Annotated in this window: 22 protein-coding genes and 1 pseudogene; 13 read left to right on the top strand and 10 right to left on the bottom strand. The window is 62.8% G+C overall.

The features are described 5' to 3' along the window. Window positions 1-33: 33 nt before the first annotated feature. Window positions 34-453: a hypothetical protein gene (locus HZR20_RS03000; protein ID WP_258560324.1), complete on the top strand. Its 420-nt coding sequence runs from the start codon at window positions 34-36 to the stop codon at window positions 451-453. A gap of 95 nt (window positions 454-548) precedes the next feature. Beyond that, window positions 549-2,234, top strand: coding sequence for a PAS domain-containing protein (locus HZR20_RS02995; RefSeq protein ID WP_181685115.1), 1,686 nt, complete (start codon window positions 549-551; stop codon window positions 2,232-2,234). Window positions 2,235-2,241: 7 nt separating this feature from the next. Here HZR20_RS02995 and ilvA read toward each other — a convergent pair whose 3' ends face one another. Then, window positions 2,242-3,453, bottom strand: a complete 1,212-nt coding sequence (ilvA, locus tag HZR20_RS02990) for a threonine ammonia-lyase (protein WP_181685399.1) — start codon at window positions 3,451-3,453, stop codon at window positions 2,242-2,244. Between the two features lie 109 nt (window positions 3,454-3,562). On the opposite strand from ilvA, the gene HZR20_RS02985 reads away from it, so the two are divergent. Then, complete coding sequence (locus HZR20_RS02985; protein WP_181685114.1) at window positions 3,563-4,426, top strand: aldo/keto reductase; 864 nt, start codon at window positions 3,563-3,565, stop codon at window positions 4,424-4,426. A 22-nt stretch (window positions 4,427-4,448) separates the two neighbouring features. On the opposite strand, the gene HZR20_RS02980 is transcribed toward HZR20_RS02985, so the two are convergent. The 4 genes and pseudogenes from HZR20_RS02980 to citZ form a co-directional block, all read right to left on the bottom strand. Further along, window positions 4,449-4,934, bottom strand: a complete 486-nt coding sequence (locus HZR20_RS02980; RefSeq protein WP_181685113.1) for a hypothetical protein — start codon at window positions 4,932-4,934, stop codon at window positions 4,449-4,451. 56 nt (window positions 4,935-4,990) lie between these two features. Next, window positions 4,991-5,182, bottom strand: a pseudogene (locus HZR20_RS02975) (citrate/2-methylcitrate synthase); the annotation flags it as partial. 219 nt (window positions 5,183-5,401) lie between these two features. After that, window positions 5,402-5,800, bottom strand: a complete 399-nt coding sequence (locus HZR20_RS02970) for a Fic family protein (protein WP_181685112.1) — start codon at window positions 5,798-5,800, stop codon at window positions 5,402-5,404. Window positions 5,801-5,826: 26 nt separating this feature from the next. Further along, the gene (gene citZ / locus HZR20_RS02965; RefSeq protein WP_181685111.1) at window positions 5,827-6,972 is read right to left on the bottom strand and encodes a citrate synthase; all 1,146 of its coding nucleotides are present in this window, start codon (window positions 6,970-6,972) and stop codon (window positions 5,827-5,829) included. 213 nt (window positions 6,973-7,185) lie between these two features. On the opposite strand from citZ, the gene HZR20_RS02960 reads away from it, so the two are divergent. Beyond that, on the top strand, window positions 7,186-8,400 hold the full coding sequence (locus tag HZR20_RS02960) for a potassium channel family protein (RefSeq protein ID WP_181685110.1): 1,215 nt from the start codon (window positions 7,186-7,188) through the stop codon (window positions 8,398-8,400). Between the two features lie 27 nt (window positions 8,401-8,427). On the opposite strand, the gene HZR20_RS02955 is transcribed toward HZR20_RS02960, so the two are convergent. Next, window positions 8,428-8,697 carry a DUF7536 family protein gene (locus HZR20_RS02955; RefSeq protein WP_181685109.1) on the bottom strand — a complete coding sequence of 90 codons (270 nt, stop codon included), beginning with the start codon at window positions 8,695-8,697 and terminating at the stop codon, window positions 8,428-8,430. Window positions 8,698-8,854: 157 nt separating this feature from the next. On the opposite strand from HZR20_RS02955, the gene HZR20_RS02950 reads away from it, so the two are divergent. The 5 genes from HZR20_RS02950 (at window position 8,855) to HZR20_RS02930 (ending at window position 14,116) form a co-directional block, all read left to right on the top strand. Continuing rightward, on the top strand, window positions 8,855-9,811 hold the full coding sequence (locus HZR20_RS02950) for a succinylglutamate desuccinylase/aspartoacylase family protein (protein WP_181685108.1): 957 nt from the start codon (window positions 8,855-8,857) through the stop codon (window positions 9,809-9,811). An 88-nt stretch (window positions 9,812-9,899) separates the two neighbouring features. Further along, entirely contained in the window at window positions 9,900-10,205 is a 306-nt protein-coding gene (locus tag HZR20_RS02945; RefSeq protein WP_181685107.1) for a putative quinol monooxygenase, read from the top strand. A 207-nt stretch (window positions 10,206-10,412) separates the two neighbouring features. Continuing rightward, a complete protein-coding gene (locus HZR20_RS02940; protein ID WP_181685106.1) occupies window positions 10,413-11,516 on the top strand; it encodes a DoxX family protein in 1,104 nt (367 codons plus the stop codon). A 44-nt stretch (window positions 11,517-11,560) separates the two neighbouring features. Continuing rightward, a complete protein-coding gene (locus HZR20_RS02935) occupies window positions 11,561-12,634 on the top strand; it encodes a pyridoxal-phosphate dependent enzyme (RefSeq protein ID WP_181685105.1) in 1,074 nt (357 codons plus the stop codon). 84 nt (window positions 12,635-12,718) lie between these two features. Continuing rightward, window positions 12,719-14,116 (top strand): signal recognition particle protein Srp54, encoded by a 1,398-nt coding sequence (locus HZR20_RS02930; RefSeq protein ID WP_181685104.1) that lies wholly within the window; start codon window positions 12,719-12,721, stop codon window positions 14,114-14,116. Window positions 14,117-14,350: 234 nt separating this feature from the next. Here HZR20_RS02930 and HZR20_RS02925 read toward each other — a convergent pair whose 3' ends face one another. Then, window positions 14,351-15,874, bottom strand: a complete 1,524-nt coding sequence (locus HZR20_RS02925) for a sensor histidine kinase (protein WP_181685103.1) — start codon at window positions 15,872-15,874, stop codon at window positions 14,351-14,353. Between the two features lie 258 nt (window positions 15,875-16,132). Here HZR20_RS02925 and HZR20_RS02920 point away from each other — a divergent pair, with 258 nt between their 5' ends. From HZR20_RS02920 to HZR20_RS02905, 4 genes are all read left to right on the top strand, one after another. Further along, window positions 16,133-18,073, top strand: coding sequence for a response regulator (locus HZR20_RS02920; protein ID WP_181685102.1), 1,941 nt, complete (start codon window positions 16,133-16,135; stop codon window positions 18,071-18,073). Window positions 18,074-18,737: 664 nt separating this feature from the next. Then, the gene (locus tag HZR20_RS02915; protein ID WP_181685101.1) at window positions 18,738-21,824 is read left to right on the top strand and encodes a hypothetical protein; all 3,087 of its coding nucleotides are present in this window, start codon (window positions 18,738-18,740) and stop codon (window positions 21,822-21,824) included. Then, on the top strand, window positions 21,817-22,113 hold the full coding sequence (locus HZR20_RS02910; RefSeq protein WP_181685100.1) for a hypothetical protein: 297 nt from the start codon (window positions 21,817-21,819) through the stop codon (window positions 22,111-22,113). The genes HZR20_RS02915 and HZR20_RS02910 overlap by 8 nt, the downstream gene beginning before the upstream one ends. 75 nt (window positions 22,114-22,188) lie before the next feature. Then, window positions 22,189-24,255, top strand: coding sequence for a PKD domain-containing protein (locus HZR20_RS02905; protein ID WP_181685099.1), 2,067 nt, complete (start codon window positions 22,189-22,191; stop codon window positions 24,253-24,255). Between the two features lie 131 nt (window positions 24,256-24,386). Here HZR20_RS02905 and HZR20_RS02900 read toward each other — a convergent pair whose 3' ends face one another. Genes HZR20_RS02900 through HZR20_RS02890 form a run of 3 tightly spaced genes read right to left on the bottom strand, consistent with a single transcriptional unit; the run spans window position 24,387 to window position 26,465 of the window. Next, complete coding sequence (locus HZR20_RS02900; RefSeq protein WP_181685098.1) at window positions 24,387-25,079, bottom strand: DUF1641 domain-containing protein; 693 nt, start codon at window positions 25,077-25,079, stop codon at window positions 24,387-24,389. A gap of 10 nt (window positions 25,080-25,089) precedes the next feature. Then, window positions 25,090-26,229: an NAD(P)/FAD-dependent oxidoreductase gene (locus tag HZR20_RS02895; RefSeq protein ID WP_181685097.1), complete on the bottom strand. Its 1,140-nt coding sequence runs from the start codon at window positions 26,227-26,229 to the stop codon at window positions 25,090-25,092. Next, window positions 26,226-26,465 carry a sulfurtransferase TusA family protein gene (locus HZR20_RS02890; protein ID WP_181685096.1) on the bottom strand — a complete coding sequence of 80 codons (240 nt, stop codon included), beginning with the start codon at window positions 26,463-26,465 and terminating at the stop codon, window positions 26,226-26,228. Before HZR20_RS02890 ends, HZR20_RS02895 begins: the two co-directional genes overlap by 4 nt. Window positions 26,466-26,471 lie beyond the last annotated feature (6 nt).

Raw genomic sequence — 26,471 nt, 5'->3', positions numbered from 1 at the left:
CCTTTCGTCTTGCTGTGGTGGAGTCGCGATGCGATGCTCGAACGCGAGGCCGTGGCCGCTGAGTGCACCGAACCTGTTTTGCCGGGCGCCGTCCAAACAGACATAGTGACTGGCGTCGACGAGTGGCAGGCGGCCCTCGCTGAAGCGGGCGAACTCACTGCCGACGTAGTCGACCGTATCACCACTGTCCACGATTCTCGTGGCGTTCGAGCCATCGAGGCTGTCGCCGAGGACCGCGTCAAGGAGTACGAGGACTTCACGGTCGTCGTCGGCCACAGCGACGAGTACGTTATCGAAGGTGGAGGCTGCACCTGCGAGGACGCCGCCTACAATCTCGACCCCGACGATCCGACCGCCCTCTGCTGGCACGTCTTAGCGGTCAAGATCGCCCGAGAAATCGACGCTGTCGACCACCACGATATGTACTATTCGGACGTCCGGGACTTCATGTGACTGCCGGCCAGTCTCGTCATCGCCGACCAAACGCTGCTATTTGGTAACGGTACCCATGAATTAATGGTTCAGGATTGTAAAGGTCAAGTATAGCCATGGAGCCGCAGGACGAGATTATCGTGTTGCACGTCGACGACGGGTCGGCGTTCGTCGAGACGGCGAGCCAGTTGCTTGCCCGTGCGGACGATCGTCTCGTCGTCGAAACCGCGACCAGCGCCGCCGCGGCCTTGGACGTACTGGCGGAGATCGACATTGATTGTATCGTCAGTGATTACGAGATGCCCGACTGTGACGGGATCGGACTCCTCGAAGCCGTTCGGAGGGACCACGGCGACCTGCCGTTCATCCTCTTTACCGGCAAAGGAAGCGAAGAGATCGCCAGCGAGGCCATTTCGGCCGGCGTGACCGACTACCTCCAGAAAGGGAGTGACACGAGCCAGTATGCCGTGTTGGCCAATCGGGTCACGAACGCGGTCGCGACCGCCCGCAGTCGGGACCGGGCGGCGACGATGCACCGGATGCAAAAGGTCCTCCGGGACGTCAATCAGCGCCTCGTCCGCGCCGAAAGTCGGGCCCAGATCGAAGCGGACGTGTGTGCGGTCATCAGCCAGATCGATCCCTATCGGCTAGTCTGGATCGGCGCACCCACGGAGGGAATCGTCGAGGTTCAGGCGAGCTCCGGTGACGCAACCGGCTATCTGGATGCCCTCACTGTCGAGGTCGATGACGGCACCCCCGCCGTGGAACCGACTGCTCAGGCTCTCGATGGAGTCGACCGGGCCGTGGTCAAGTCGATCCCGGACGATCCTGCTCCAGAGTCTTGGGAAGCAGCCGCTCGCGACCACGGCCTCCGTGGCGTCGTCACTGTGCCGCTTGTACACGAGGACAGACAGTTCGGTGCGTTGAGCGTCTACAGTGATCGGCCGGCGTTTTTCGACCAGCGGGAACGTTCACTCCTCGCTGAACTGGGTGAAGATATCGCTCATGCGATCCATCGAGCCGAGAACGAACGGGAATTGCGGGAGAGTCGAGCCGACCTGCGCGTCTACGAGCGGGCCGTCGAGTCCTCGAGTGATCTGCTGGCCGGGATCGACACTGACTATACGCTCATTTTCGCCAACGAGCGCTACCGGGAGTTTCACGGGATTTCCGAGGACGAGATCGGGGAGATCTCGCTTCCGGATGTCTTGGGCGAGGTCTGGTCTGAACAGATCGAAAACCGCGAGGATCGCGTCCTCGGCGGGGCGACGCTCAACTACGAGGTATCGCGGACAAGTCCGAGCGGCGAGGAACGGACCTTCTCTGTCCGTGATTATCCGTTGAAAGACCGCGACGGAACGATCCTCGGCGTCGTCGGGGCGATGCGGGATATCACCGCACGGAAGATCGCCGAGCGTGAACTCAAACGGTACAAGGAACGCTACGATCTCGCCGTCGAAGCGGCCGAGATCGGCATCTGGGACTGGAACGTCCAGACTGACGAAGTCCAGTTCAACGAGCAGTGGGCGGCGATACTTGGCCACTCGCCAACGGAGATCGACGACCATCTCGATGCCTGGGAACAGCGCGTCCATCCCGATGACTTGCCGGACGTCACGGCGGCCCTTGGCGCACATCTGGCCGGCGAAACCGACCGCTACGAGTGCGAACATCGCATGCGAACGGCCGATGGGTCCTGGAAATGGATTCAGGACATCGGTCGGGTGACTCGCCGTGACGAAGGCGGAGATCCGATCCGCGCCGTTGGGGTCCACATCGACATCGACGATCGCGTTTCGTGACGCTGCCTCAGACTAATACTTCGACTTCGTAGCCACTGTCGCGAAGTGTCCCGAGCAACGTCTCGACGTGGTCTGGGCCTCGCGTCTCGATGTCAAGATCGACGACCGTGTCGTCCATCGCGATGTCACGCGAGGCGCGGTCGTGCTCGATGGCATAGATGTTGCCCCGCTGGGCGGAGATGATCCCGACAAGATCCTCTAGCGCGCCGGGGCGATCCTCGAGGACGGTCCGGATTCGGAGGTACCTGCCCGTCTCGATCAAGCCACGCATGATCATGGTCGTCAGGACGTTCAGGTCGACGTTTCCACCGGATAGCACCGGGACGATCGTCTCGCCGGCCTCGTACTCGAAGGCGTCCTCCAACAGCGCAGCGACGGGCACCGCCCCGCCCCCCTCGACGAGCGTTTTCGTTCGTTCCAGCAGCGTCGTCACTGCGACGGCGATGGCCGAATCCGGCACCGTGACGACCTCGTCGACTCGCTCCTGGATCACCTCGAAGGGCCGCTCGCCGACTTTCCGCGTCGCGATGCCGTCCGCGATCGTGTCGACGCCCTCGCGCTCTATGATCTCGCCCGCTGCCAACGATTGGGGAAGGCTGGCTGCCCCTTCGGCCTGGACACCGACGATGCGGATATCCTCGTTGAACCCCTTGAGTGCAGTTGCGACGCCACTGATCAGCCCGCCGCCGCCGACCGCGACCACGACCGTGTCCACGTCAGGGCAGTCCGTGGCGATCTCTAGGCCGAGGGTGCCCTGACCGGCCATCACCAGCTTGTCGTCGAAGGCGGGGACGTAGGTCCGGTCCTCTGCCTCGGCGATTTCGTGGGCGCGTTCGGCGGCGGCATCGTAATCCTCGCCGTAGAGGACGACGTTGCCCCCGTAGCTCCGGGTAGCCTTGACCTTCGCGACGGGCGCGCGCTCTGGCATGACGATCGACGAATCGACGCCCATGCGACTGGCCGCCAGTGCGACCCCCTGAGCGTGGTTGCCGGCGCTGGCCGCCACGACGCCGGCGTCCTGCTGTTCGTCGGTGAGCGTCGCGATCCGGTTGGTCGCGCCGCGGATCTTGAACGAGCCGGTCCGCTGGACGGTCTCGTATTTCGGGTGGACGTCCGCGCCGGTCATCTCGGAGATCGAATACGATCGTGAAAGCGGCGTGTGTCTGGCCGTCCGAGTGACGCGATCACGGGCCGCCAGGACGTCCTCGCGGGTGAGCATATCGGATGTTGCGGTCGGACGGTGGTAACTTCCCGGGACGACGGCGAACGCTGCCACTGACGGAACCACCGCTACGCCTTTGAGAGTAGCGGCCCACGTCTGGAGCGTCATGGCGACGGAACTCACAAACGAGGGCGACACGTTCGCGATTGGCGGCGAAGAGACGGTCCACCGGCTCGGGTTCGGCGCGATGCGGCTGACCGGCGAGGACATCATCGGCCCGCCCGAGGATGAAGACGCAGCCAGCGACGTGATCCGCCGCGCGGTCGAACTGGGTATCGACTTCATCGACACCGCCGACTCCTACGGTCCGGGCGTCAGCGAACGGCTGCTCGGCGAGGCCCTGAGCGAGGACGACGACGTATTCGTGGCCTCCAAGGCTGGGTTGCTCCGCCATCGCGACGGCGAGTGGACGCCCCACGGCGACCCCGAGTATCTGCACAATCAGGCGCTCGCGAGTCTCGATCGACTGCGAACCGACAGCATCGACCTCTATCAGTTCCACCGCCCCGACCCGGACACTGACTTCGAGGAGTCGGTGCAGGCATTCGCCGAGATGAAAGACGCCGGCCAGATCGAACACGTCGGGCTCTCGAACGTCACCGTCGAGGAACTCGAAACGGCGATGGACATCGTCGACATCGCGACGGTCCAGAACCAGTACAATATCGGCAACCGCGAGGACGAGGCGGTCCTGGAAGCCTGCGAGGAGAAGGGCGTCGGCTTCATCCCCTGGGGGCCGATGTACACCGTCGACGACGAGGGGGTCGCCGGGGTGCTCGACGACGTGGGAGCGCGACACGACGCGACGCGACGACAGATCGCCTTGGCGTGGCTGCTGGATCACTCTGACGTGATGCTGCCGATTCCCGGCACATCAAGCGTCGAGCACCTGGAGGAGAACGTCGCCGCGACGCAGATCGACCTATTCGACGAGGATCGGGCCGCCCTGGACGGGATCGATCCGCAATAATTGGACAGGATCAGCCGCTGACTTAGTTGACCAACCCGGTATATTCGAGGCTGCCGGATCCGTTGATCTCGATCTGGCTCTCGAGGAACCCCGGATACAGTGTGACGTTCTCGTCGATCGACTGCCCGTCCATCGTCGCCTGGACCCGGTAGGTCGTCTCCGGCCCGTGAAGCGTGGCGATTGTCCGGTCGGCGTCGGCATCGACCGTGACCGTATCGTTGAAAAGGACGGTCGTGTCATTGGTGACGGAAACCCGTAGCGTGTGACCCTCGTCGTCGACGTTACTGAGGACGACTGGGACGTCGTCCCCGCCCGGGACTGTCGTGGGTGCGCTCGTCGTCGTTGCCGTCGGCGTTGCGGTTTCGGTGGGAGTCATCGTCGCTGTCGGGGCTTGTGTCGTGGTTGCAGTGGGGGTTGGCGTCTGCGTTGCGGTCGGCGCACTCGTCGTACAGCCCGCCATCGCGACGACAGTGACGAAGAAGACCAGCGGGACCAGGCGACGTGACATGATTGTCACTGGTCAGTGACAGGACATATGTTTTGTCAACTCCGGCCCGCTCTCGACTACACGGCGACAGCGCGGCGGGAATCCAACGGCCCCTCCCGCTCGTCGATCCGGACGAAGTCCCGATCCTCGGGACCGATGTAGCGCGCCCGCGGCCGAATCAGCCGGTTGTCGTCCTGATATTCGAGGACGTGAGCGACCCAGCCGCCGACACGAGACATCGCGAAGATGGGGGTGTCGCGGTCGATCGGGTCTCTCTGGACGGCACTGATCCACAGCTGCTTCGAATCCAGGCGTGTGGCGCTGCTGAACGGTCGAGAGAAAGCTACTCGTCGAGTTCGTCGAAGAGAGCCCGATCCTCGTCGATGATACGACGGACTCGAGCACGGAGATCTTTCGAGTCGTCGTCTGACGAGTCTTTCAGACTCATTTCATCAATGTATGCCTCGGTGGAAGATAACTCTTTGCCATCACGGCTGTAGCTTCTCATCGTCGATTTCCCCGTTCGAGAGCCACTCTGCGAGTTCTTCGATATCGAGGCGCTGGATACACCGGAGAACAGTAGCCACATGTTCTGTCTCTTGGACAGCTGGCTCCGCACCATATTGATCCAGGTAGAGACGTGTCGTTGTCCAAGCCGTACGCTTGTTTCCGTCCTCGAAGATGTGCACTGAGATAAGGCGTTTGAGTAGTGCCGCTGCTCGGAGATGGATGCCGTCGTACGCTGCTACGTCAGAGAGAACGTTCGAGAGCGTTTGTTCCGGAAAGTAAGCACTGATACCCGTGTATTTCAGCCCATACGATTCCTCTATTTCCTCGTGGATTTCGATGATCTCAGACGGTGTCGGGAGGGCCGCTTCATCGGTCATGTGTCTTTCCGGATAGATATCTCCCGCTATTCTCCACGTTCGTCGATTCGGACGAAGTCCCGATCCTCGGGCCCGATGTAGCGCGCCCGCGGCCGAATCAGCCGGTTATCGTCCTGATATTCGAGGACGTGAGCGACCCAGCCGCCGACACGAGACATCGCGAAGATGGGGGTGTAGAGGTCGATCGGGATGCCCATCTGGTAGTACATCGACGCCGAGTAGAAGTCGACGTTGGGCGCGATTCCGGTCTCCTTGGCCATGAACTCCTCGATGGCCCTGCTGTAGGAGTACCACTTGAACTCGTCTGCGGCCTTCCCCAGGGCCTTGGACTTCGCGCCGAGGATCTTCGCCCGGGGGTCCTTGACGCTGTAGACGCGGTGGCCAAAGCCAGGGATGCGATCGCCGGCCTCGATGGCCTCCCGGGCCCATTCGACGGCCGTGAGTTCGTGCTCGTCGATCTCGAGCAGGGTACGCATCACGTTCTGGTTGGCACCGCCGTGCAGATCGCCTTTCAGCGCGCCGATGGCAGCGGTGACCGAACTGTGCAGATCCGAGAGCGTCGAGGCGGTCACCATCGCGGCAAAGGTCGAGGCGTTGATGCCGTGGTCGGCGTGGACGACCAGAGCCATGTCGAAGATGTCTGCGAGTGTCCCTTCGGGCTCTTGGCCATTGAGCATGTACAGAAAGTTCGCTGCGTGGCCCAAGTCCTCCCGCGGCGGGACGTATTCTTCCCCCTCACGGAAGCGCTTGTAGGCGGCGACGATCGTCGGCATTTTGGCCGTGATCCGTCGTCCCTTCCGCTGGGTGATCTCGCCGTTGCCCCCCTCCCCGGTCGAGTCGTCCGGGTCGTATGCCGACAGCATCGAGACGGCCGTCCGGAGGGCGGCCATTGGGTTCTCCTCGGCGGCTGCCAGTTCCCGGACCGTCGAGAGGATGGCGTCGTCGACCTCGCGTTCGCTTGCCATCCGCTCGGCGAACGTCTCCAGTTCTGCCTCGGTCGGCAGCTGCCCCTCCCAGAGTAAGTACAGTACTTCTTCGAAGCTAGCGTTTCTGGCGAGGTCCTCGATCGCGTATCCCCGGTAGACGAGTCGGCCCGCATCGCCGTCGATGTCACTCAACGCCGATTCGGCGACCAGCACGCCTTCCAGTCCCTTCCGGAGCTCGTCAGGCATACTCTATACTGCTTTCCGTCAAGGAAAAGCATTATCGTTTTCTGGCCACGATTGCCGATGTCTACTGCTTTTTGGCCTGCTCACTGGTCGAATGCCGCCGTTTTGAGATTGTCGCTGGACGTTCGTGTCTCTGTATGTGTGGTATGTGAACATGAAGCGTGTTTGGTCTTCACCGGACAATACTTTTGGCACGCGGCGCTGAATCGCCAGACGATGCCGCCTGACGAGGCTGTCAGTTACGAACCGGTCAGCGTCAAAGCAGTGCTAGCGGAGATGAAAGACACTGCCGAGCTGTTGATCGATCTGTCGTATTCGGCGGTGCTGTTGGGGAGTGACGATATCGCCGAGGAAGTGCTGGCCTTAGAGGAGCGGATGGACGTGCTTCACTTGCAGGCGCGGATGAGTCTCCTCATGGCCGCGCGGAATCCGTCCGACGCCGAGGCACTCGCGCCGGTCCTGGGGGTCGTCGGCGCTGCTGAGAAGATCAGCGACGCGGCCGGCGACATCGCCAAGGTCGTTCTGGAGGACGTCGGCCTGCCGCCGGCGATGCAGGCCACCCTCCCGGAGGCCGTCGAGACGCTAGTGCGGGCAACGGTCGCGGACGGGTCGGCCTACGCCGGGCGGACGCTGGGCGATCTCAACCTCGAAACCGCCACCGGGGTCCGCGTCATCGCAATCCGTCGGCGCGGCGAGTGGCTGTTAAACCCCGACGCGACGACGGAACTTGAAGCCGGGGATGTCCTCCTCGCACGCGGGCCGGACGCCGGGATCGCCGAGGTCTACGACGCAGCGACTGGGGAGGAATACGAACCACCGACCGCGCCAGAGCCGGCCATCGAGGATCTCGAACGAGCGGTCGACTCGATCGTCCTGATGAAAAACATGAGTGAACTCGCCGTCGATCTGGCCTACGGGGCCGTCCTCTTTGACAGCGAGGCCGTCGCCGAGGAAGTCCTCGAACTCGAAGCGGAAGTCGACGCCTTGCAGTCCCGCTTTGAGGCCTGGACGCTCCGGGCGGCCGGCCGCGTCGAGGACCCGATCAGCCTCCGTGGGCTGGTCCGTCTCGCCAGTGCGACGGAGGTAATCTCCGACGCCGCCCTGGAGATCAGCGAGGGCGTCCTCCGTGGACTCGGCACCCATCCGGTCGTCGCGGCCGCCGTCGAGGAGAGCGACGAGGTAATCGTCCGGGAGGCTGTCGCGTCGGGCAGTCCGATCGACGAGACGACGCTTGGCGACCGCGAGGTCAAGACCGAGACGGGCATGCGCGTCATCGCGATCCGTCGGCCGACCGATCAGCCGACCGGGAAGCACAGCACCGAGTGGGTACTCTCGCCCGGGCCGGCGACGGCCGTACACGCAGGTGACGTGCTGATCGCAAAGGGAACCCGCAGCGGTGCCGAACGGCTGTCGACTCTTTGTGAGGGGTGATGGACGGACCGTCGAACGTGGAACCAGTCACCCGCCGTCGGGCATGTCGTCCTCGTTCGCGAGTTTGTACGCTTCGGCCCCGACCAGCACTGTCGTCACGACCGCGCCGACGCTCAGTGCCAGGACAACCAATAGCGTCAGGTACAGCGCTCGCGTCACGAGCGATCCCGATCGAAGGACGAACAACGCGTACAGGCCCACGGCGAAGACGATACCCGCCCCGAAGCCGAGCTTTGCGTGTTCCTGCACCCGGAGTGCACGGACCAGTCGTGCGCGGCCGTTCGATGCCTCGGACACGGGCCGACTTGGTGGGGGACCGTCAAGAACTCCCCGGACCAGCGGCCCGTCTGCTCGCTGGGGCCCCGTGACGCCGCCACGGTCCCGCCGTGTACCTTGCCGGCATTCTTGACCCACATCGAACCGCTAAAGACGGTGGCCCCGTCCAGTACGCACAATGACGAGTCTGGGGACGGCGACGGCTGCGCCTGGCGAGATCGCCACCGGACGATTACACGTCGGAGAGACCCGTGACGGGAGTGCGGTCGGCCTGCCGGTCGCCGTTGTCAACGGCCGCGAGGACGGCAAGACGCTGTACGTCCAGGCGGTCAGCGACGGTGACGAACTCAACGGCGTGGGCGTCCTCACACAGCTGGTGCCGACACTCGATCCTGAGGCGATCAGCGGCACGATCCTGATCGTCGGGATCGTCAACTACCACGGGTTTCAGGTGGCCGAACACCGCAACCCGATCGATGACACGAAGCTGAATCGGGCCTACCCTGGCGAAGAGACCGGCACCACCAGCGAGCGACTCGCCGCGGCGACCTTCGAGGTTGCCACCCGTGCCGATCTCGTGCTCGACCTGCATCAGGGTTCGACCAGCCGGATGATCGACGAGACCCGCGTCCGGTGTGGCTCGCGCCACCGCCTTCACGAGAAGTGTCTCGAACTCGCGAAAGCCTTCGACTGCGGGCACGTTCTCGATCAGAAAGGCCCGGACGGGCAGTTGGCACGGGCTGCCCCTGACGAGGGTATCCCCACGATCGATCCCGAACTCGGCGGAGCCGTCGGCTGGGACGAGGAGTCGATTCAAGCCGGCGTCGAGGGCGTCCGGAACGTGCTCCACCATTATGACTTCCTCGACGGGACGGCCCCGATGGAGACCCAAACGCGAGCGGGCGGGTTCGACCAGTACGGTGCGCCGGCCGGCGGGCTGGTACATTTCGACCCTGCTCTGGGCGAGCGCGTCGAGGCTGGCGCCCCCCTCTTTTCGGTTACGGACGTCTTTGGGACCGTCAAAGAACGCGTCAGGGCCGATTCGGACGGCATCTTCTGGCGGATGCGTCGCCTTCCACAGGTCGCGACCGGTGAGTACGTCTGCTCGGTCGGGACCGACCTCGACTCGTATTGAACGTCGGGTATCACTTGTCCCCACATCGTCGGCCCCGGCCCGCGTTCGACAGTGCTTTTCGCGTCGAATGTGGAGAGACTGCTAGACGATGATTGTCATTCACGCCGAGTTCCCGATTGAGCCAGCCCATCACGAGGCTGCCACCGAGGCCGCAGAAACCCTCGTCGAAGCAACCACCGAGGAGCCGGGCGCAATCGAATACAGCGCGGCGATCGACCTCCAGGACGAGCATGTCTTGCGGTTCGTCGAGCGCTACGAGGACGAGGCGGCCTTCGAGGCCCACGCGTCGAGTGACCACTTTAGCGCCTTCGAGGAACGCCTGCCTGACCTGCTGGCTGGTGAACCCACGGTCCGTCGCTTCGACGTCGAGTCTGCGGCGGAACTCGAACTCTGAAGGGCTAGCACACGAGACGTCGCGGCTATCTCGACTGATACTACGGTGCTTTGGCTCGTTGTCTCTACGCCCGTCGGGGCGTTCGGGCCGCTGATGGGCGACTGTCTACGCTCGCTCTCCGATAGCGGAGCGCTAGATCCTGGCTTCGATACCGACACGATCTTCCGGGGAACGAAGGGTATTACGGCCTTCTCCCATAGGTCTCCCATGCGATCGTCCTCGAAGCACCGTCTCTCTACGCTTTTGATTGCCAGTCTCGCGGCGATCCTCTCGGCTGTCCCGGTCAGCGCACACGTCGAGTACGTAACCGGTGACGAGGGGGCCGGAAACGCCGCTGAACTGTTCGCCGCCGTCTTCACTGACCCGGGTAGTCTCGTGTTGCTTGCCGGCGGTGCGATCGGTGCGCTCGCGCTGGTCGGCGGGTATCTCCGGTTTTCCAGCGCCATTCCCGATATCGCCGTCGCCAGCCGAGCCCTGCAGTCCTATCGGCCCTATCTGCCCTGGATGCTCCGGCTGTCGGTCGGCCTTCCGCTGGTAGGCGCTGGCTTCGCCGGGTATCTGTTCACGCCGAGTCTCCTCGTCGAAGCGCGACTTCTGCAGGTCGGGATCGGCTTCCTGTTGCTGTTCGGACTGGCGACACGCGTGGTCGCGGCGATCGGGCTGGTCGTCTATCTCGGCCTGCTCGCTACTGACGCCACGCTCTTACTCGCCAGCGAGTACGTTGCGGGCTTTCTGGCCATCATGATCGTCGGGGCCGGCCAGCCCAGCGCCGACATGCTCATCCGGCGGCTGGTCGTCACTGACGGCACGCTTGCCAGCCACGCCCGTGGACTGCCGTCGCCGGCGGAACTGTTCGGGCGCGTCGGGATCGACGACTGGCCGCTCGCCCCGCTGCTCCGGCTGTTCGTCGGGGTGAATTTCCTGTACCTGGGCGTGACCCAGAAGTGGTTCAACCCCGCGAGCGCCCTCGCAGTCGTCGAGAAGTACGAGCTGACGCAGGTTGTGCCCGTGACGCCGGAACTGTGGGTGTTCGGCGCGGGCCTGGTCGAGGCAGCCGTCGGCGCGGCGTTCATCCTGGGGCTGTTTACCCGCGGAAGCGCTGCCGTCGGCTTCCTCATGCTGACGACGACGCTGTTCGGCCTGCCGGACGATCCTGTCCTTGCACACATCACCCTGTTTGGACTCCTCTCGGCGCTGCTCGTCGTCGGGAGCGGCCGGTACTCGCTCGACTCTTCGCTCGTTCCTGCCATCCGGCAGCGACTCGATCCTGACTGGGAACCATCAGCCGATCCGGTATCGGCGGCCGACTAAGCGCCGAGCGACAGATCCGTGACCCGGGGCCGCCAAGCGCTGGTATGCAACGCGTCTGTACCGACTGCGGACGGACGTATCCGATCGATGGGCCCTGGCGGTGTTCGTGTGGCTCGCCGTTGGCGCTCGAGGCGTTGCCGACGTTGCCGGCGACGCCGCCGGAATTTGGTCGGGACGCTGGACTGTGGGCGTGTCCGGCGTTCGTTCCCGTCGATCGCCAGGTCACGCTGGGCGAGGGGTTGACGCCGCTGATCGACGGCGACAGTAGCGTCCAGTACAAACTCGAACACCTGTTTCCGACGGGCAGTTTCAAGGACCGGGGGGCAGCCGTCGTGGTCTCCCACGCGATCCAGCGCGGGGCCGACCGTGTCCTCGAAGACTCCTCGGGCAACGCCGGCCTGGCGATCGCGACCTACGCGGCCCGGGCCGGTCTCGACGCCGAAATCTTCGTGCCAGCAGACGCCAAGCCATCGAAGGTCCGGGCGATCGAGGGGACGGGGGCCACCGTGCGACAGATCGAGGGCTCCCGGGCGGACGTGACTGGGGCCTGTATCGCAGCCGTCGACCGTGGCGAGGGCTATTACGCCAGTCATGCCTGGGAGCCGCTGTTTCTCGCTGGCACCGCGACGTTCGCCCTCGAAGTCGCCGCCCAGCGCGACTGGAAAGTACCCGACGCCGTGGTGACGCCACTGGGCCATGGCACGCTCTTTCTCGGTGCCTATCAGGGGTTCGAACGGCTCCGGGCAGCAGGGTGGATCGACGACGTTCCGCGGCTGTACGGCATCCAGGCCACAGGGGTGGCGCCGATCGCCGCGGCTCGCGGAAACGACCGCGAGGTGGCTCGCAACGACGTGGCCGACGGCATCCAGATTGCCGAACCAGTGCGGCGGCGTGAGATCATCGATGCGATCGAGGCAACCGGCGGCGACGCGATCGCGGTCACGGCCGGCGAAACCGAGCGAGCGCACGAGCGACTGCGAGCGGAGGGATTAGTTGTCGAACCGACGAGTGCGACGGCAGTGGCCGGACTGGAACGACTTCGTGAGCGGTGTGTGGTCGACGACGGTGAGGAGATCGTGGTCCCACTGACAGGGCGAAATGGTACCGAAAGTAGTTGAACGAGGTCGACTTGTATCGCCGGGCTTGCCCGAGTAGGCCCCGACGGAAAGCCTTTACCGCCGCCACAGCGTAGCCGCGAGCAAATGGTACTCGACGATCTGGGATCGTCCTTGCGGGGGGCACTCGACAACCTCCGAGGGAAATCCCGCATCAGCGAGGACGACGTCGCGGATGTCGTCCGGGAGGTCCAGCGGTCGCTCCTCCAGGCCGACGCCGACGTCGACCTGGTGATGGAACTCTCCGACAACATCGAGACTCGGGCCTTAGAGGAGGAGCCCCCAGCCGGCACCTCTGCCCGGGACTGGGTGTTGCGTATCGTCTACGAGGAACTGGTCGATCTGGTCGGTGAGTCGACCGAGATTCCCCTCGAACCCCAGACGATCGTGCTGGCCGGCCTCCAGGGATCGGGGAAGACCACTACGGCGGCCAAAATCGCCTGGTGGTTCTCGAAGAAAGGGCTGCGCCCGGCGGTCATCCAGACCGACACCTGGCGACCCGGTGCCTACGAGCAGGCCGAGCAAATGGCCGAGCGCGCCGAGGTGGACTTCTACGGCGATCCGGACAGCGACGATGCGGTCCAGATCGCCCGCGACGGCCTGGAAGCCACGCAAGATGCCGACGTTCGGATCGTCGACACCGCCGGTCGTCACGCCTTAGAGGACGAACTCATCGACGAACTCGAGGAGATCGAGTCGGTCGTTGACCCGGACCGGAATCTGCTGGTGCTCGACGCTGCGATCGGGCAGGAAGCCAAAGAGCAAGCAAAGCGCTTCGAAGGAGCTGTCGGGATCGACGGCGTCGTCATCACGAAACTCGACGGCACGGCGAAAGGTGGCGGGGCCCTGGTGGCCGTCAACGAGACCGACTCCACCATTGCCTTCCTTGGGACCGGCGAGACCGTCAAGGACGTCGAGCGCTTCGAGCCCTCCGGGTTCGTCTCCCGACTGCTCGGGATGGGTGACCTCCAGCAGTTGACCGAGCGCGTCGAGCGTGCGATGGAGGAGACGGGCGACGAGGAGGACTGGGAGCCCGAGGACATGATGGAGGGTGAATTCACCCTGAAGGACATGCGCAAGCAGATGGAGGCGATGAACAAGATGGGGCCCCTCGACCAGGTGATGGACATGATCCCCGGCCTGGGCGGGGGCATGATGGATCAACTCCCGGACGACGCCATGGACGTCACCGAGGAGCGGATGCGTGATTTCGAGGTCATCATGGACTCGATGACCGAAGACGAGTTGGAGAACCCACGCCAGGTCGGGCGGAGTCGAACCGAGCGCATCGCCCGCGGGTCGGGCAAACCCAAAGATCGCATCCGGGAACTCTTAGAGCAGCACAAGATGATGGAACGGACGTTGAAGCAGTTCCAGGGCATGGGCGAGGGAGACATGGAACGGATGATGCAACAGATGGACCAGGGCGACATGGGTGGCGGTCCCGGTGGGATGGGCGGCATGGGCGGCAACCCGTTCGGATAATCCTCACATCGCGTATTTCTGCGAGTAGCAAGTAGCCTCAGCCATCGTGGCAGGATTCCGCTTCAGCGTCGTGATCATCCTCATGGTCTATGCGCTGATAAGGGCTGCAATGCGACGGGAAACTCTATTCGGGGACTGAAGAAGACGACAACAAACGGTGATCAGTGCACGGGTATCCCCCGGACGCTCTCGATGAGCGAGTCGGTCTCGATCGAGGCCGGTCTCAGGGATTGGTCAGGTCTCGCCCAGTGACAGTTCGATCACGAAGACGGCACCACTCGCTGTGTCGTCGGCCAGGGACTGACTGCCTGTGGCGGGATGGCGTTGTCCATCTGCGATCCTGACATCACCGCCGTAGCCATCGACGAGCCGTTCGACCAGATACAGGCCGATCCCGGTGCCGCCGTCCAGGCCGTTCGTCCCCTTGCCGAAGATCTCGTCCCGGAGGGCGTCCGGGATGCCAGGGCCGTTGTCCGCGATCGTGATCTCGACAGTATCGTCATGCAACGCCATCGACACGGTCACGACGGGGGTATCGGCGTCGTTGTGTTCGACAGCGTTGACGAGCAGATTACGGAACACCGAGGACAGCATCTCGTTCGCACGGACAGTCACGGATGGCAGATCGTCGACGACCTCGAAGTGAGCGTCGGGATACGTCTCTCGTTGCTTGTCGAGTTCGTTCCGGAGCTGTTCATCCAGGGGGATCGGTTTCAGATCCACGTCCTCGTCCATGCCCAGGGACTCGATGAACTCGCGGGCGACGTCGGTCAGTTCGATGATGTGGCGACTCGCATGGAGAATCTGCTCGACTGCTTTCTCGCCCGTTTCGTCGACCTGGTCCGCCAACTCCTGTGCCCACATGTGAAGCACGTTCATGTCGTTGCGGATGTCGTGTCTCACGACCCGGTTGAGCGCTTCGAGTTGCTCTGTTCGGCGGGCCAGTTTCAGCTGATTCCGTTTCTGCTCGTCGATGTCGAGGTGGATGCCGACCGACCGCAGTGGCGTGCCATCGTCATCGCGCTCGACGACTTTCCCCATCGTTCGCACCCACTTCCAGTCCCCGGATTTGGTCTTCATCCGGTAGTCACACTGGTAGAACTCGGTATCCTCGGCGATGTGTTCGGCCAGCGCCTCGTTGTGCCGTTGCTCGCCTTCGGGATGGACCAGTCGTTCCCAGTCATCCAGGTGATCGCCCATCTCTTCGGGTGTATATCCCAGCATATTCGCCAGCAACTCGTCCCGAAACACCTCGTCGGCCACCATGTCCCACTCCCAGATGCCGACGTTTGCCCCTTCGACCGCCAGCTTCATTCGTTGCTCCGTGTCGCTGAATCCCGCTTCACTGTCCGTCCGGGACCGGGCTTTGCCGATCGATTCCTTCGGCCGTGACACGTCCGTGAACTGGCAATGTGCCCGGACGAACGAGCCTTCGTCGTCGCGTTCGATCGCGACCGCCATCGCGACTGTCACCGACTGGCCGTCCGCGTCCACCAGCGTCAGTTCCAGCGGACTGGTGGATTGATCCTCGACGATCGTCTCAAAGACCTGGTCGAATCGGCCTCTGTCGGTCGGGGCGATGTACTCGCCGAACCACTCACCACGAACGGTCCCGGCGTCGAATCCGAGGCGATCTTTCCAGGCGGCGTTGACCTCTCGGATGTTGCCTTGCCGGTCGAGACACTGATAGGGGAAAGGTAACAGCGACGGATCGGGCCCTGCTGGCGTCCGCCTTGGATTTTCGGAACGCTCAGTCATGACCGTTCACCGTGACAGATATCTGTATATCACGCCACAAAAGTTGGTGTGATGTTCTAGGGGCCGGCAGCAAACACTCAAATCACGCCACGCCTGAGAACTCACCCGAAAGAGGTCCTTTCGTCCTCCGTTGTATCGCTTAATTTACAAGCAAGGGCCTTCACGTGAAGGTATGTATCGGATATCGTCGGATGGTCGGCGGTGCTGGCACGGACCAGGTGTGGGTCGTGGAATCACTGCAAGGTCTGTCTCGGAGAGATGACGCAAACCGACTCAGCTGATGCAGACATCCACGCGCTGTTGATCGACGACAACGAACAGTGGGCCTCACTGGTCGGGAGCCGGATCGAAGACGAAAACGACGCGATCTCCGTGGCCGTGGCAACCGACGCGAACGAAGCGATCGTGCATCTCGAGGACAGCGATCGGGTGGACTGTCTCGTCGTCGATTACATGATGCCGGGGATCACCGGGCTGGAGTTGCTCGATCGCATCCGCGAGGAGCACCCGGATCTTCCGTTCATCCTCGTCACAAGCGAAGGGAGCGAAGACGTTGCCGCCAGGGCGATCGAGGCCGGTGTGAGCGATTACGTCGTCAAAGAGCCAATGGCGGATCAGACGGTACTGCTGGCCGAGAAGATCAGCGGGGTCGTCACAGAGCATCGCTTGCGGCAGCGCCTCGAAGCAAGTGAACGGCGCTACCGGACCGTCGTCGAGCAGAGTCGTGACGCGATCTGTATTCTCCGGGAGGGGCGCGTTCAGTTTTGCAACCGGCGCTTTGGCGAACTCACGGGCCGAGACGCTGGGGCCTGGACTGACGAAGAGTTCTTCGAAGAGGCCGTTCACCCAGACGAGCGCGAACAGGTGCGATCGGCGCTCTCGAACTGGAACGGGGACGCACAGCCCGCGATTCAGGAGCTTCGCATTCGTCGCGCCGACGGGACGGTCCGGGAGTGTACGGTGACGGGGCGACGAATTAGCTACGAGGGCCAGCGCGGACTGCTCATTTCGATTCGGGACGTGAGCGAGCGCCAGCGGCGCGAGCGGGAGTTGCGATGGGAACGGGATCTCACGCGGACGGTCCTGCAAGCGTTGGTCGAGTCACGGACCAGAGACGGATTCGAGCGTGCCGTGGTCGATGAACTCTACGCGTACGGCTATCCGGTCGCCTGGATCGCCGACGGCGAATCCACACCGCCGTCACCTCGGACTATCGCGGGCGATCGCGCGTTCGTCGATGCGCTGTCACACGCTGACCGCGACGAACTCAAGGGCGAACCCGTCGCCTGGGCGGCCCGGTCGGGTGGCCCCCAGTTCGTCCAGGATGTCACGTCCCTGCTGGACGCTCCCTGGCAGGATGCGGCCATGACCCACGGCTATCGGGCCGGCGGAGCGTTGCCCCTGGAACACAACGGCGTGCCATACGGACTGCTGGCGGTGTATCACGAGACGCCGGAGCGGTTCGACGACACCGAGCGCCGGCTGTTGGGTGATCTGGCTGACGTGATTGCCTTCGGCAGTCACACCCTGGAGACGACGAACACGCTCGCCGCAGAACAGACCGTCACGGCGCGAATTCGGGTGTCCGACGACGCGTACTATCTCGCTGCGCTCGCGAGCGAGGGCGCGTTCCAGGACTCTGAGCAGGTGCGCGTCCAGGGCACCGTCCCGGACGACGGTGATCGGTTCGTCCAATTTCTCGTCATCGACGGGCCGTCAGCGATTCTGGACGCCCTCACCGAGCATCCGGCCGTCGAATCGGTCGAGGAGATCGACGACGATCCGCTCAGGCTGCAGGTGACAGCCACGGGCCCCAGTCCGGAGGCACACCTCCGGCGCCAGGGCGTGATCGTCGAGTCCACGACCGTCGAGGACGACGCCGTCATCGTCGAGGTACAACTTCAGTCCCACGACGCTGTCTCGTCGACGGTCGTGGCGCTGGAGAGGGACTTTGATGCGGTATCGGTCCAGGCCGTCACGGAGCACGACTGGCCCGCCGGAGACACCGCTTCGGGGTTCGACGCCTTGACCGACAAACAGAGTCAGGCGCTGCGGGCGGCCTACCACTACGGCTATTTCGAGCAACCACGGGGCAGTACGGCTTCGGAGATCGCCGAGTCGCTCGGCATCGCTCACTCGACGTTCCTCCAGCACCTCCACCGGGCCCAACAGCAGGTGTTCGACGACCACTTCGAGTGAGACGGACTGTTGTGTGTGGAGAGCACAGCCTGAAAGCACCCGTTCGATCCCGTCCGCGTCGGCTGGTCCAGGCGACGCGGCCTTTCTGGATGGCTTCGGTACTGCTCGCGTCTGCAGACATGATGGTGGTCACTCCAAGCGGTCGATTCTGGAATGGCTGACAGCAATCCGTTGACACTCGGATGTGATCGACCAGCGGGGCCGATCGGACGCGATTACCGCCGAGAGGAACATTCTAATATCAAAGATGATAGCCATAGTCTTCTGAAAGGGATCGACTGTGACAGATCTGCACATCGATGTATAACGGTGATCAAGCTGGTTGTGGGGCAAAATCACCTTCACACGAAGGTAACACTCGAAAGTGCGATATCGGACAAAGCGCGACTCTGCCGGCAATATTCACTCATTTTTGGAATGAATCGGCCGATCCAGCGACTGGCGAGTGAGTGGAACAATGGTGATAGTCCATTATGAATCGAATTTTATGATTTTTCACCTTCTGGTGAAGGTAGACTCGTTTAGTTGACGTAGACGCATTTTGGGATATGGATTTCGCCAAGGCACGCGAACCCATTTCGGTTCTCAATCTTGACACCAGCAGTGGAACGGACTGGCGAACAGACGGATTGGGTCGTCTCGGGGCCCCGAAAGGGTGGGAACGATGACACACGAATCCACCGACGAACGCCTCGAAACACTCGAATCCCTCGTCGAACGACAACAGCACCGCATCGAAGAACAGACAGCAACCATTCAGGACCAGCGGGATCGTCTCGAAGCGGTCCTCGAGGAGGACCTTGACGCAGAGGACGGACCGCTGCACACCAATCGTCGAACGATACTCAAGGCCGGCGGTATCCTCGGTTTGCTCGGCCTCAGTGCTGGCACAGCGAGTGCGGATGCACAGGGCAGCGTCGGAACCAGTAGCGATCCCCTAAACAGTCTCTACACGGAGGAACTCAACGGCGGTGTCACCGGTGGGACCTCACTGACAGATATTGCAGGCAGTGGCTTGAGCATCAACAACAACTCGCTGGAAGCCTCGGGTGGCGGCAGTACAAGCGAACTCGTGACGAGCGGGAACACCGCGTTCCAGGTCGTCGATGGCACCACCGACGTCAGCAGCGCCTCTCCAGGCATCGACGCACCGAACGTCGTCGGGGGCCATCCGAGCAACAACACGGGCAGTAGCCAATCGGAAGGAGTGACAATCTCCGGCGGGGGTTCAGACAGCCTTCCAAATAAAATATCTGGAAACTCGTCTAATTTTGCTTTCATTGGTGGTGGCAGGGCGAACGAGGCGAGCGCCAGATTAGCAACCGTCGGTGGCGGGGATGGGAATACGGCGACGAACTTTGCAACGGTTGCTGGAGGAGCCAGCAATGATGCGACCACCAGTTATGCCACCGTTGCCGGAGGGAACTCTAATACATCAAGCGGCGAGAAGGCAGCCATCGGTGGCGGAGACGATAATGAAGCAGATGGCCTCTCTGCAACCGTTGGTGGAGGGGCAAAGAATGTTGCGAATGGAGAGAAAGCAACCGTCCCTGGTGGGAAATTAAACAAGGCCCTCGGTTCGCACTCGCTCGCTGCAGGTAGGAGGGGGTATACTGACAAAGCCGGTGCATTCGTCTGGGGTGACTCATCGCAAACCACCATCAGTGCGGACACAGCCGATCAGGTCCTGTTCCAGGCCACCGGCGGGTTCGTCATCGCGCCCGAGTCTGACCAGCCGAACATGCTGGAGGTTCAGGACCAGGCCGGGAACTCACTTCTGGGGGCTGACACCACCAATCACAAGGTGCAGGTGTTCGACGGCGACGCCTCGGATTCGGTGGACATCTCACACGACGGTACCGACGGCGACCTCTCGACGACGACCGGTGACCTGGTACTGAGTCCCTCGGGGAACGTCGACCTAGACGGGAATAACCTCGAAACCTCCAATGGCGGCATCACGGTCACGACCAACGATAACGGCAACCTGACGCTGAATCCTGGTTCAACAAGCAACAACGTCGTCCTGAAAAATATAGCTTCACAGGACGACAGCATCCTCACCATCGACAGCAGTGGCAATGTCGGCAAAGGCAGCAAAAGCATCAGCGATATCGGCGGTGGCACGTCGAGCTATTTAGCGACGGCCGGGAACGGCGACACTGCCTTCCAGGTCGTCGACGGGGGCATTGACATCAGCAACCCCGGTTCTAGCACCACCGCACCGAACGTCGTCGGGGGCCATCCGAACAACAACACTGGCAGTAGCCAATCGGAAGGAGTGTTCATCGGCGGGGGCGGGGCAGATGGTTCCAATAACACCGTCAGCAACAATTTCGCAACTATCGGGGGCGGCGAGGGCAACGAAGCAAGCGGGTTGGAGTCGACTATCGGCGGTGGAGAAGGGAACACTGCCAGTGGAGGCCAGTCGACTATCGCCGGTGGAAGAGGAAACACTGCCGGTGGAGGCCAGTCGACTACTGCAGGAGGTTGGGGGAATACCGCATCGGGCACCAATTCGTCTGTCGGCGGTGGAATTGGGAACACTGCCAGCGGAGCACAGTCTACTGTCCCTGGTGGCGATAACAACACAGCTAACGGCGACGGCTCACTGGCTGCAGGCTCCTTTGCTAAAGCCAACACCTACAATGGTGCGTTTGTCTGGGGAGATTCGTCATCTACTGACGTGCTTGCGCAGGCGACAAACGAGGTTCGCTTTCAGGCGACTGGTGGATTCGTCATCGCGCCCGAATCCAACCAGACGAACATGCTGGAGGTTCAGGACAAGGACGGGAACGCAGTGGTGAATGTCGACACCAGCAACGGCAAACTCGACCTCAACGGGAACAATGTGAATAACATTGGTGGCACGACAACCCCGGACTCCGCAATCGGCCTGGCAAATGGCACAAAGATAGAGTGGCAAGCTCAAGCGGCTCCCGCGAAGGGTGGTATCGAACTCAACACGGATGACGAGATGATTCTTGCAACACCATCGACCACTGACCCCATAATTCAGCAAGCGGCCGCTGACGCCGCCGGCTTGAGTGCGGCAGATCTATCAGGGGCTCAAGTGATGATGGTTACCGATAGTGATAATACCGAGGTGAAAATGTATGCCAGAGACTCTGCAAACAACAGCGGCACTGTCACTGTCGGCAGTTATTCGACGGAGCGACTCAAGTCGAACGTCCAGTCGTTCTCGGGTGACTCGACCGCCGTTCTCGATGTCGAGGCAAAGACGTTCACGAAGGGCAACGGCGATGGCGGCGACCGACTCGGTATCACTGCCGAGAGTGCACACGATGCCGGACTGGAGTGGCTGGTCAGCTACGAGTCCTTGGAGGATGCCTGGCAAACCAGCGACGGTATCGACCAGGACTACCTCGACGAGTACGCCATCGAACGCGACGGAGAGACAGTCGTCCCGGACAACATCCACGACCGAGCGTGGCTGGCGATGCATCAGGAACTCCTCCGGGACCTCGTCGAGGACCGCGACGCCTGTACCGAGGAGATAGCCGACCTCGAAGCCGACCTCGACGCTAAAGACTCCCGCATCGAGGATCAGCGAGACCGCATCAACCACCTCGAATCCAAAGTCGAGAACAGAGACAACCAGATCGACGCGCTAGAATCAGAACTCGACGAGAAAGACGACCGCATCGACGAACTGGAATCCCGGCTGGAAACACTCGAAGCCCACGTCGGGATGGACGGCGCGGACGCGGGGGTGAGCGCCGATGACTGACGCTGGATCGGAAGCCGACGACGAAGCGGCCGACCCCATCACACTCACTATCGAAATCGACCCGACGGCCTTCGACGAACCGCGGGCGCTGATGTACGACCGACTCTGTGAGGAGTTCGGCCAGGACACCGTCGCGGAATTGCTGGCGGCCAACCTCAATCAGAACCTCACCGCACAGGCGATGCAACTGATCAACGCCATCTGGGACAACCGTGACCAGATCGAACTGGCAGAAGACTCCGCCGAGCCGGACTCGCTACCGGACCAGCCCGGAGGGCCCGATGTTTGATGCTCGGGGTTGCATTCCGACGGGCTCACGCAACTCTGGGAAGCCAATTGTGTCTCGGACGGACAAAGGTGGGCGATGAGTGACGACACCCGCAGGTCGGCGATCACGAGCCGCCCACGGACATTCGCTGCCGTGATCGTCGTGCTGGCGATGCTGACTGTCGGGTGGAGCGTGATGGGAATCGTCGGGGCCGCCGGCCCGGTCGTCTCTTCGGGCACCACGTTCACTGCTAGCGACAGCGGCCCGACCATCACTATCACGGAAGAACTCGAACTCGAAGACACCTTCTACTATCCCGACGGCGAGACGGTCGACCTCTCGCCACACGCTTACTTCAATTCCAGTGGCGCGAGCAACGTTACCGTCGAGTCCATCACCGGTACGTGGACCAACGTCACGACTCACGACGTTTCGAACGAACTCGAGATCAACGCCAGCGACAAGCAGGCCGTACGCGTCAAAAGCTCGGACATGGACAGTCTAAACGTCAGTAGTGTCGATGCAACGAGCACCGATGCAGACGTCGTCTACGACGCCACTTCCGAGGTTACGTTGACGATCACGGGCCAACCAGCGAACGCTGCGCTGCGACTCGACGAGGTCGGCGGGGGGACGCTCGACAGCGGCACCACCGACGGCAGCGGCGAGATCACCCTCTCGCTCTCTTCGACATCCGGTGACAGGGCCGTGACCGTGGTTGACGACGAGAATCCGACCGCCGACGCCGGTAGCGACCAGACAGTCGACGAAGGAACCTCGTTTTCCTTCGACGGTACTGGATCGTCGGACGACAACGGTGTCGTGAGCTACGAGTGGGACGTCGACGACGACTCGAGCTACGAGCTCACGGGGTCTCTACCCAGTCACAGTTACAGCTCGACCGGGACAAAAACCGTGACGCTGCGGGTGACCGACGATGTCGGTAACACCGACACCGACACCCTCGAGATCACGGTCGAATCCAGCGACGAAGGCGGCACTGTCGGCCCGCCACCCGGTACCTCCGTTGGCGATACCGACGATGGTGATGACGCTGACGACGGCACCGACGACACGACGCCCGACCAAGAACCCTCCGTCACCGTCGAGCAAGACCGCGATGGCGGGACCGTGGCGACGGTCACGAACGCCACGAGTGGCTCGACCGTCGTGATTGATAACTCGACAACCGGTGGAGCGGCAATCGGCCAGTCCGACAACCTTACCGTCGACAGCCTCCGGACCAACGTCACCACTGACCGCGAGTTCTGGCTCAACGTGAGTACCTACAGCGAGAACCTGCAAACGGCGACGGGCGACGCACCCGACGAGACAGTCGAACAAGCTGCACACGACTTCGAGAACGAAACCGGCACCGTCGCGGCGGGCTACGTCCGGGTCGAGCACAAACTCGACGAATCGGACGTCTCGAACGCTACCTTCTCCTTTAGCGTCAGGCAGGCATACCTCGACGACCTCGGAGTCGGACCAACCGAGGTCAGTCTCTACCGCCAGCACAACGACGCCTGGAGTGCCCTGCCCACCTCGTTTGTCGGCGAGAACGCCACGCACTACCGCTTCGAGGGTGTCTCGCCCGGCTACTCGGTGTTCGCACTCGGCACGAGCGCGCCGAAATTCGACGTGATCGAGGTGACGCTGGCCGAGACGATCATCAAATCCAACGAGACGACGACACTGACCGCGACGATCGAGAATCGAGGCAACGCCGACGGAAGCCACACGCTCTCGCTCACTTCCGACGGCCAAGACCTTGGTTCCGAGACAGTGGCCGTCGCCGGGAAATCCACGGCGACCGTCGAGTTCAGCGTCGAACGTCCGGTCGGCGAGTGGACAATCGCACTCAACGGCGACACCGTCGAGACGCTGACTGTCGAACAACGTCAGCAAGTTGACGACGAAACTCCGACTGAAACGGCCACGCCGACAGAATCGACAACCGAGACGACCACAGCGACTGAATCCCCAATAGAGACGGCCGCTCAAACCCCGAGTGAGACGTCGGTCCAACCACCGACGACCACAACGACTGAAGACACGGGCGGAGTGTCGATCCTCTGGCTGGCCGGTGGTGGTCTCGGCGTGGCAGTTCTCGCACTGGCCGTGCTCGCTCTTGCCCGCCGCCGAGCGGACGGCGAGGACTGATCGTCGGGGTTCTACCGGGACAGCACAGAACGAGCGCGACACTCTTTTCTGTGGATCCTTCGACAATCTGTCCGCGACAATAGTCTCACACGACCTGTCTGGCGGTCAGAACTGATTTCTCAAGCACTGCATTAAGATTCAGGCCGGTCCTGCGCTTGTTGACCGAGCGCCCGGGCCAGCGCGATAATCACGCCCAGCCCAGCCTGAACGTCGGGGTCACGGGTGGCCTTGATCAGACCGAAGACCCCGATCTCTTCGGGCTCTTCGCTGGTGGCTTCACCAAGCGCCGCCAGCACGTCCTCCAGGCCGCGAGCGACATCGTCGTCGCTGGCGGTGTCGGCGACCTCGCCCAGCCGGGTTCCGGTCGACGCCAGGGACATCACCATCTCGTCGTCCATCGCGGCGCTGGCCAGGGAGGCCAGTTCCGCCAGTTCGAGCAGCTCGTCCAGCGTCCCCGTTCGCTGCAATTCGGCTATTTTCTCGACGCCGTCGGCGAGATCGTCGGCGTTCTCCCCGACTGCCGCCCCGAGCTTGACGGTCTCGTCAGTGGCCATTTCGTTGGCCGCCAGCCCGAGGTTGGTGCCCGTCCCGGCCAGTGACTGGACCATCTCGTCGTCCATCGCCGACGTGGCCACGTCCGCGCTGTCAAGCAAGTCGTTGACCAGATCGAGGCGGTCGAGCAGCCGGGCGACCGCTTCGGGGTTCTCGGCGACCAGCGATTGGAGGTCGACTGTGGATTCGCCCTCGGATTCGGGTGTCTCCTCAGCCTCGACGTGGCCAGCACCACCGTCAGTCCGAAGTCGGTCCGCAGGGTTGTCGCTCACGACAACCACCTCACAGGAGCCCCCTGGCGGTCAGCCAGTAGGACTCGTTGTAGCCCAGTTTCGCCCAGTGGACGGGTTTGGATGGCTCGCGCATCGTCGGCTCGTCGCCGTACCCGAACTCGACGAACGTCGCCTCGTCCATGCCGGTCTCGATGAAGCAGACCGTCTTCCCGTCGTAGACCGACGTCGGCGTCTGACCGCGAACGCGACTGGCGATCCGGTCGGCGACGACGCCCGCCTCGTAGTGGGCGACGCTACCGGCTTTGCTTGTCGGCACGTCGGCCACGTCGCCGATGGCGTAGACGTCCTCAGCCTGTTCGGCCTCCAGGGTGGCGCGATCGACGTCGACCCAGGTGTCGCCCAGCCCAGCCTCGCTGACGAGCTCGCTGGCGGTGTGGGGCGGGATCGCGACGAGGAGGTCGTAGTCGAGTTCGTTGCCTTCCATCGTCTCCAGGACTTGCTCTTCGGGATCGACCCGCTCGGCGTTGAAGAACGTCTCCAGGTTGATGTCCCGATCCGCGAGTTTCGGCGTCGCCCAGTCGGCCACTGACTGCAGGCCGTGGGCGCGCTGAATCGGGTACGTGTACGTGATTTCGATGTCTTCACGGAGCCCGCGCTGGCGCAGCCAGTCGTCGGCCATGAAGACAAACTCCAGTGGTGCGGCCGGACACATGTGCGGGACGCCGATGACCGACAGCACGAGGTGGCCCTCCTCGAAGTCGGCGAGTTCGTCCCTGAGGGACTCGGTCCCCTCCGGTCCGTAGAAGTGATGGCCCCCTTCAGCGAGGCCAGGGACTTCCTCGGGATCGAGGGTCGCACCCGTCGCCATCACGAGGTGATCGTAGGCCATGTCGTCACCGTCTTCCAGTGAGACGGATTTGGCGTCCGTATCAAGCCCAGTGACGCGGTCGACACGAAGCTCGACGTGGCGATCCAGCAGGTCGGAAAGCGGTCGTTTGGCCTCCTCGACGGTCTTCTTGCCGAAGGGGACGTAGAGGTAGGCCGGTTTGTAGTACTGGTACTCGCCGTCGTTGATCACGGTCACGTGGGCATCGCCCGACTCGATCGCCGGTTCGAGCCGGTCGGCGAGGCGGTTCGCCAGGACAGTGCCGCCGGTGCCGCCACCGACGACGACGATCTCTTCCGTCATGTGGTTTCGACGTAAATTGCCCAGTGGTCGTCGACTGCTTCGATCGTCAGTAGCTCGTGACCGGCCTCATCGAGCCACTCGGGGACGTCGTTCTTCGAGCCCTCGTCGCTCGTGAGGAGTTCGATCGTCGTCCCTGCTTCGACTTCTTTGACCTTCCCGATCAGGTCCATCAGCGGGCCGGGGCAGGTCGCACCGCGCGAATCGATTTCGACGTCGGGGGTTGGTGTATCACTCATGATTGT

The sequence above is a fragment of the Halorhabdus salina genome (genome assembly GCF_013839425.1).
Taxonomy (GTDB): domain Archaea; phylum Halobacteriota; class Halobacteria; order Halobacteriales; family Haloarculaceae; genus Halorhabdus; species Halorhabdus salina.
The sequence above is the reverse complement of the archived record's forward strand: the minus strand, read 5'-3'. Positions and strand labels throughout refer to the sequence as shown.

What these genes read in the sequence shown, in the direction of transcription:
- HZR20_RS03000 (WP_258560324.1), top strand. Translation starts at nt 34, where the DNA reads ATGCTCGAACGCGAGGCCGTGGCCGCTGAGTGCACCGAACCTGTTTTG.
- HZR20_RS02995 (WP_181685115.1), top strand. Translation starts at nt 549, where the DNA reads ATGGAGCCGCAGGACGAGATTATCGTGTTGCACGTCGACGACGGGTCG.
- ilvA (WP_181685399.1), bottom strand. Translation starts at nt 3,453, where the DNA reads ATGCTCACCCGCGAGGACGTCCTGGCGGCCCGTGATCGCGTCACTCGG.
- HZR20_RS02985 (WP_181685114.1), top strand. Translation starts at nt 3,563, where the DNA reads ATGGCGACGGAACTCACAAACGAGGGCGACACGTTCGCGATTGGCGGC.
- HZR20_RS02980 (WP_181685113.1), bottom strand. Translation starts at nt 4,934, where the DNA reads ATGTCACGTCGCCTGGTCCCGCTGGTCTTCTTCGTCACTGTCGTCGCG.
- HZR20_RS02970 (WP_181685112.1), bottom strand. Translation starts at nt 5,800, where the DNA reads ATGACCGATGAAGCGGCCCTCCCGACACCGTCTGAGATCATCGAAATC.
- citZ (WP_181685111.1), bottom strand. Translation starts at nt 6,972, where the DNA reads ATGCCTGACGAGCTCCGGAAGGGACTGGAAGGCGTGCTGGTCGCCGAA.
- HZR20_RS02960 (WP_181685110.1), top strand. Translation starts at nt 7,186, where the DNA reads ATGCCGCCTGACGAGGCTGTCAGTTACGAACCGGTCAGCGTCAAAGCA.
- HZR20_RS02950 (WP_181685108.1), top strand. Translation starts at nt 8,855, where the DNA reads ATGACGAGTCTGGGGACGGCGACGGCTGCGCCTGGCGAGATCGCCACC.
- HZR20_RS02945 (WP_181685107.1), top strand. Translation starts at nt 9,900, where the DNA reads ATGATTGTCATTCACGCCGAGTTCCCGATTGAGCCAGCCCATCACGAG.
- HZR20_RS02940 (WP_181685106.1), top strand. Translation starts at nt 10,413, where the DNA reads ATGCGATCGTCCTCGAAGCACCGTCTCTCTACGCTTTTGATTGCCAGT.
- HZR20_RS02935 (WP_181685105.1), top strand. Translation starts at nt 11,561, where the DNA reads ATGCAACGCGTCTGTACCGACTGCGGACGGACGTATCCGATCGATGGG.
- HZR20_RS02930 (WP_181685104.1), top strand. Translation starts at nt 12,719, where the DNA reads ATGGTACTCGACGATCTGGGATCGTCCTTGCGGGGGGCACTCGACAAC.
- HZR20_RS02925 (WP_181685103.1), bottom strand. Translation starts at nt 15,874, where the DNA reads ATGACTGAGCGTTCCGAAAATCCAAGGCGGACGCCAGCAGGGCCCGAT.
- HZR20_RS02920 (WP_181685102.1), top strand. Translation starts at nt 16,133, where the DNA reads ATGACGCAAACCGACTCAGCTGATGCAGACATCCACGCGCTGTTGATC.
- HZR20_RS02915 (WP_181685101.1), top strand. Translation starts at nt 18,738, where the DNA reads ATGACACACGAATCCACCGACGAACGCCTCGAAACACTCGAATCCCTC.
- HZR20_RS02910 (WP_181685100.1), top strand. Translation starts at nt 21,817, where the DNA reads ATGACTGACGCTGGATCGGAAGCCGACGACGAAGCGGCCGACCCCATC.
- HZR20_RS02905 (WP_181685099.1), top strand. Translation starts at nt 22,189, where the DNA reads ATGAGTGACGACACCCGCAGGTCGGCGATCACGAGCCGCCCACGGACA.
- HZR20_RS02895 (WP_181685097.1), bottom strand. Translation starts at nt 26,229, where the DNA reads ATGACGGAAGAGATCGTCGTCGTCGGTGGCGGCACCGGCGGCACTGTC.
- HZR20_RS02890 (WP_181685096.1), bottom strand. Translation starts at nt 26,465, where the DNA reads ATGAGTGATACACCAACCCCCGACGTCGAAATCGATTCGCGCGGTGCG.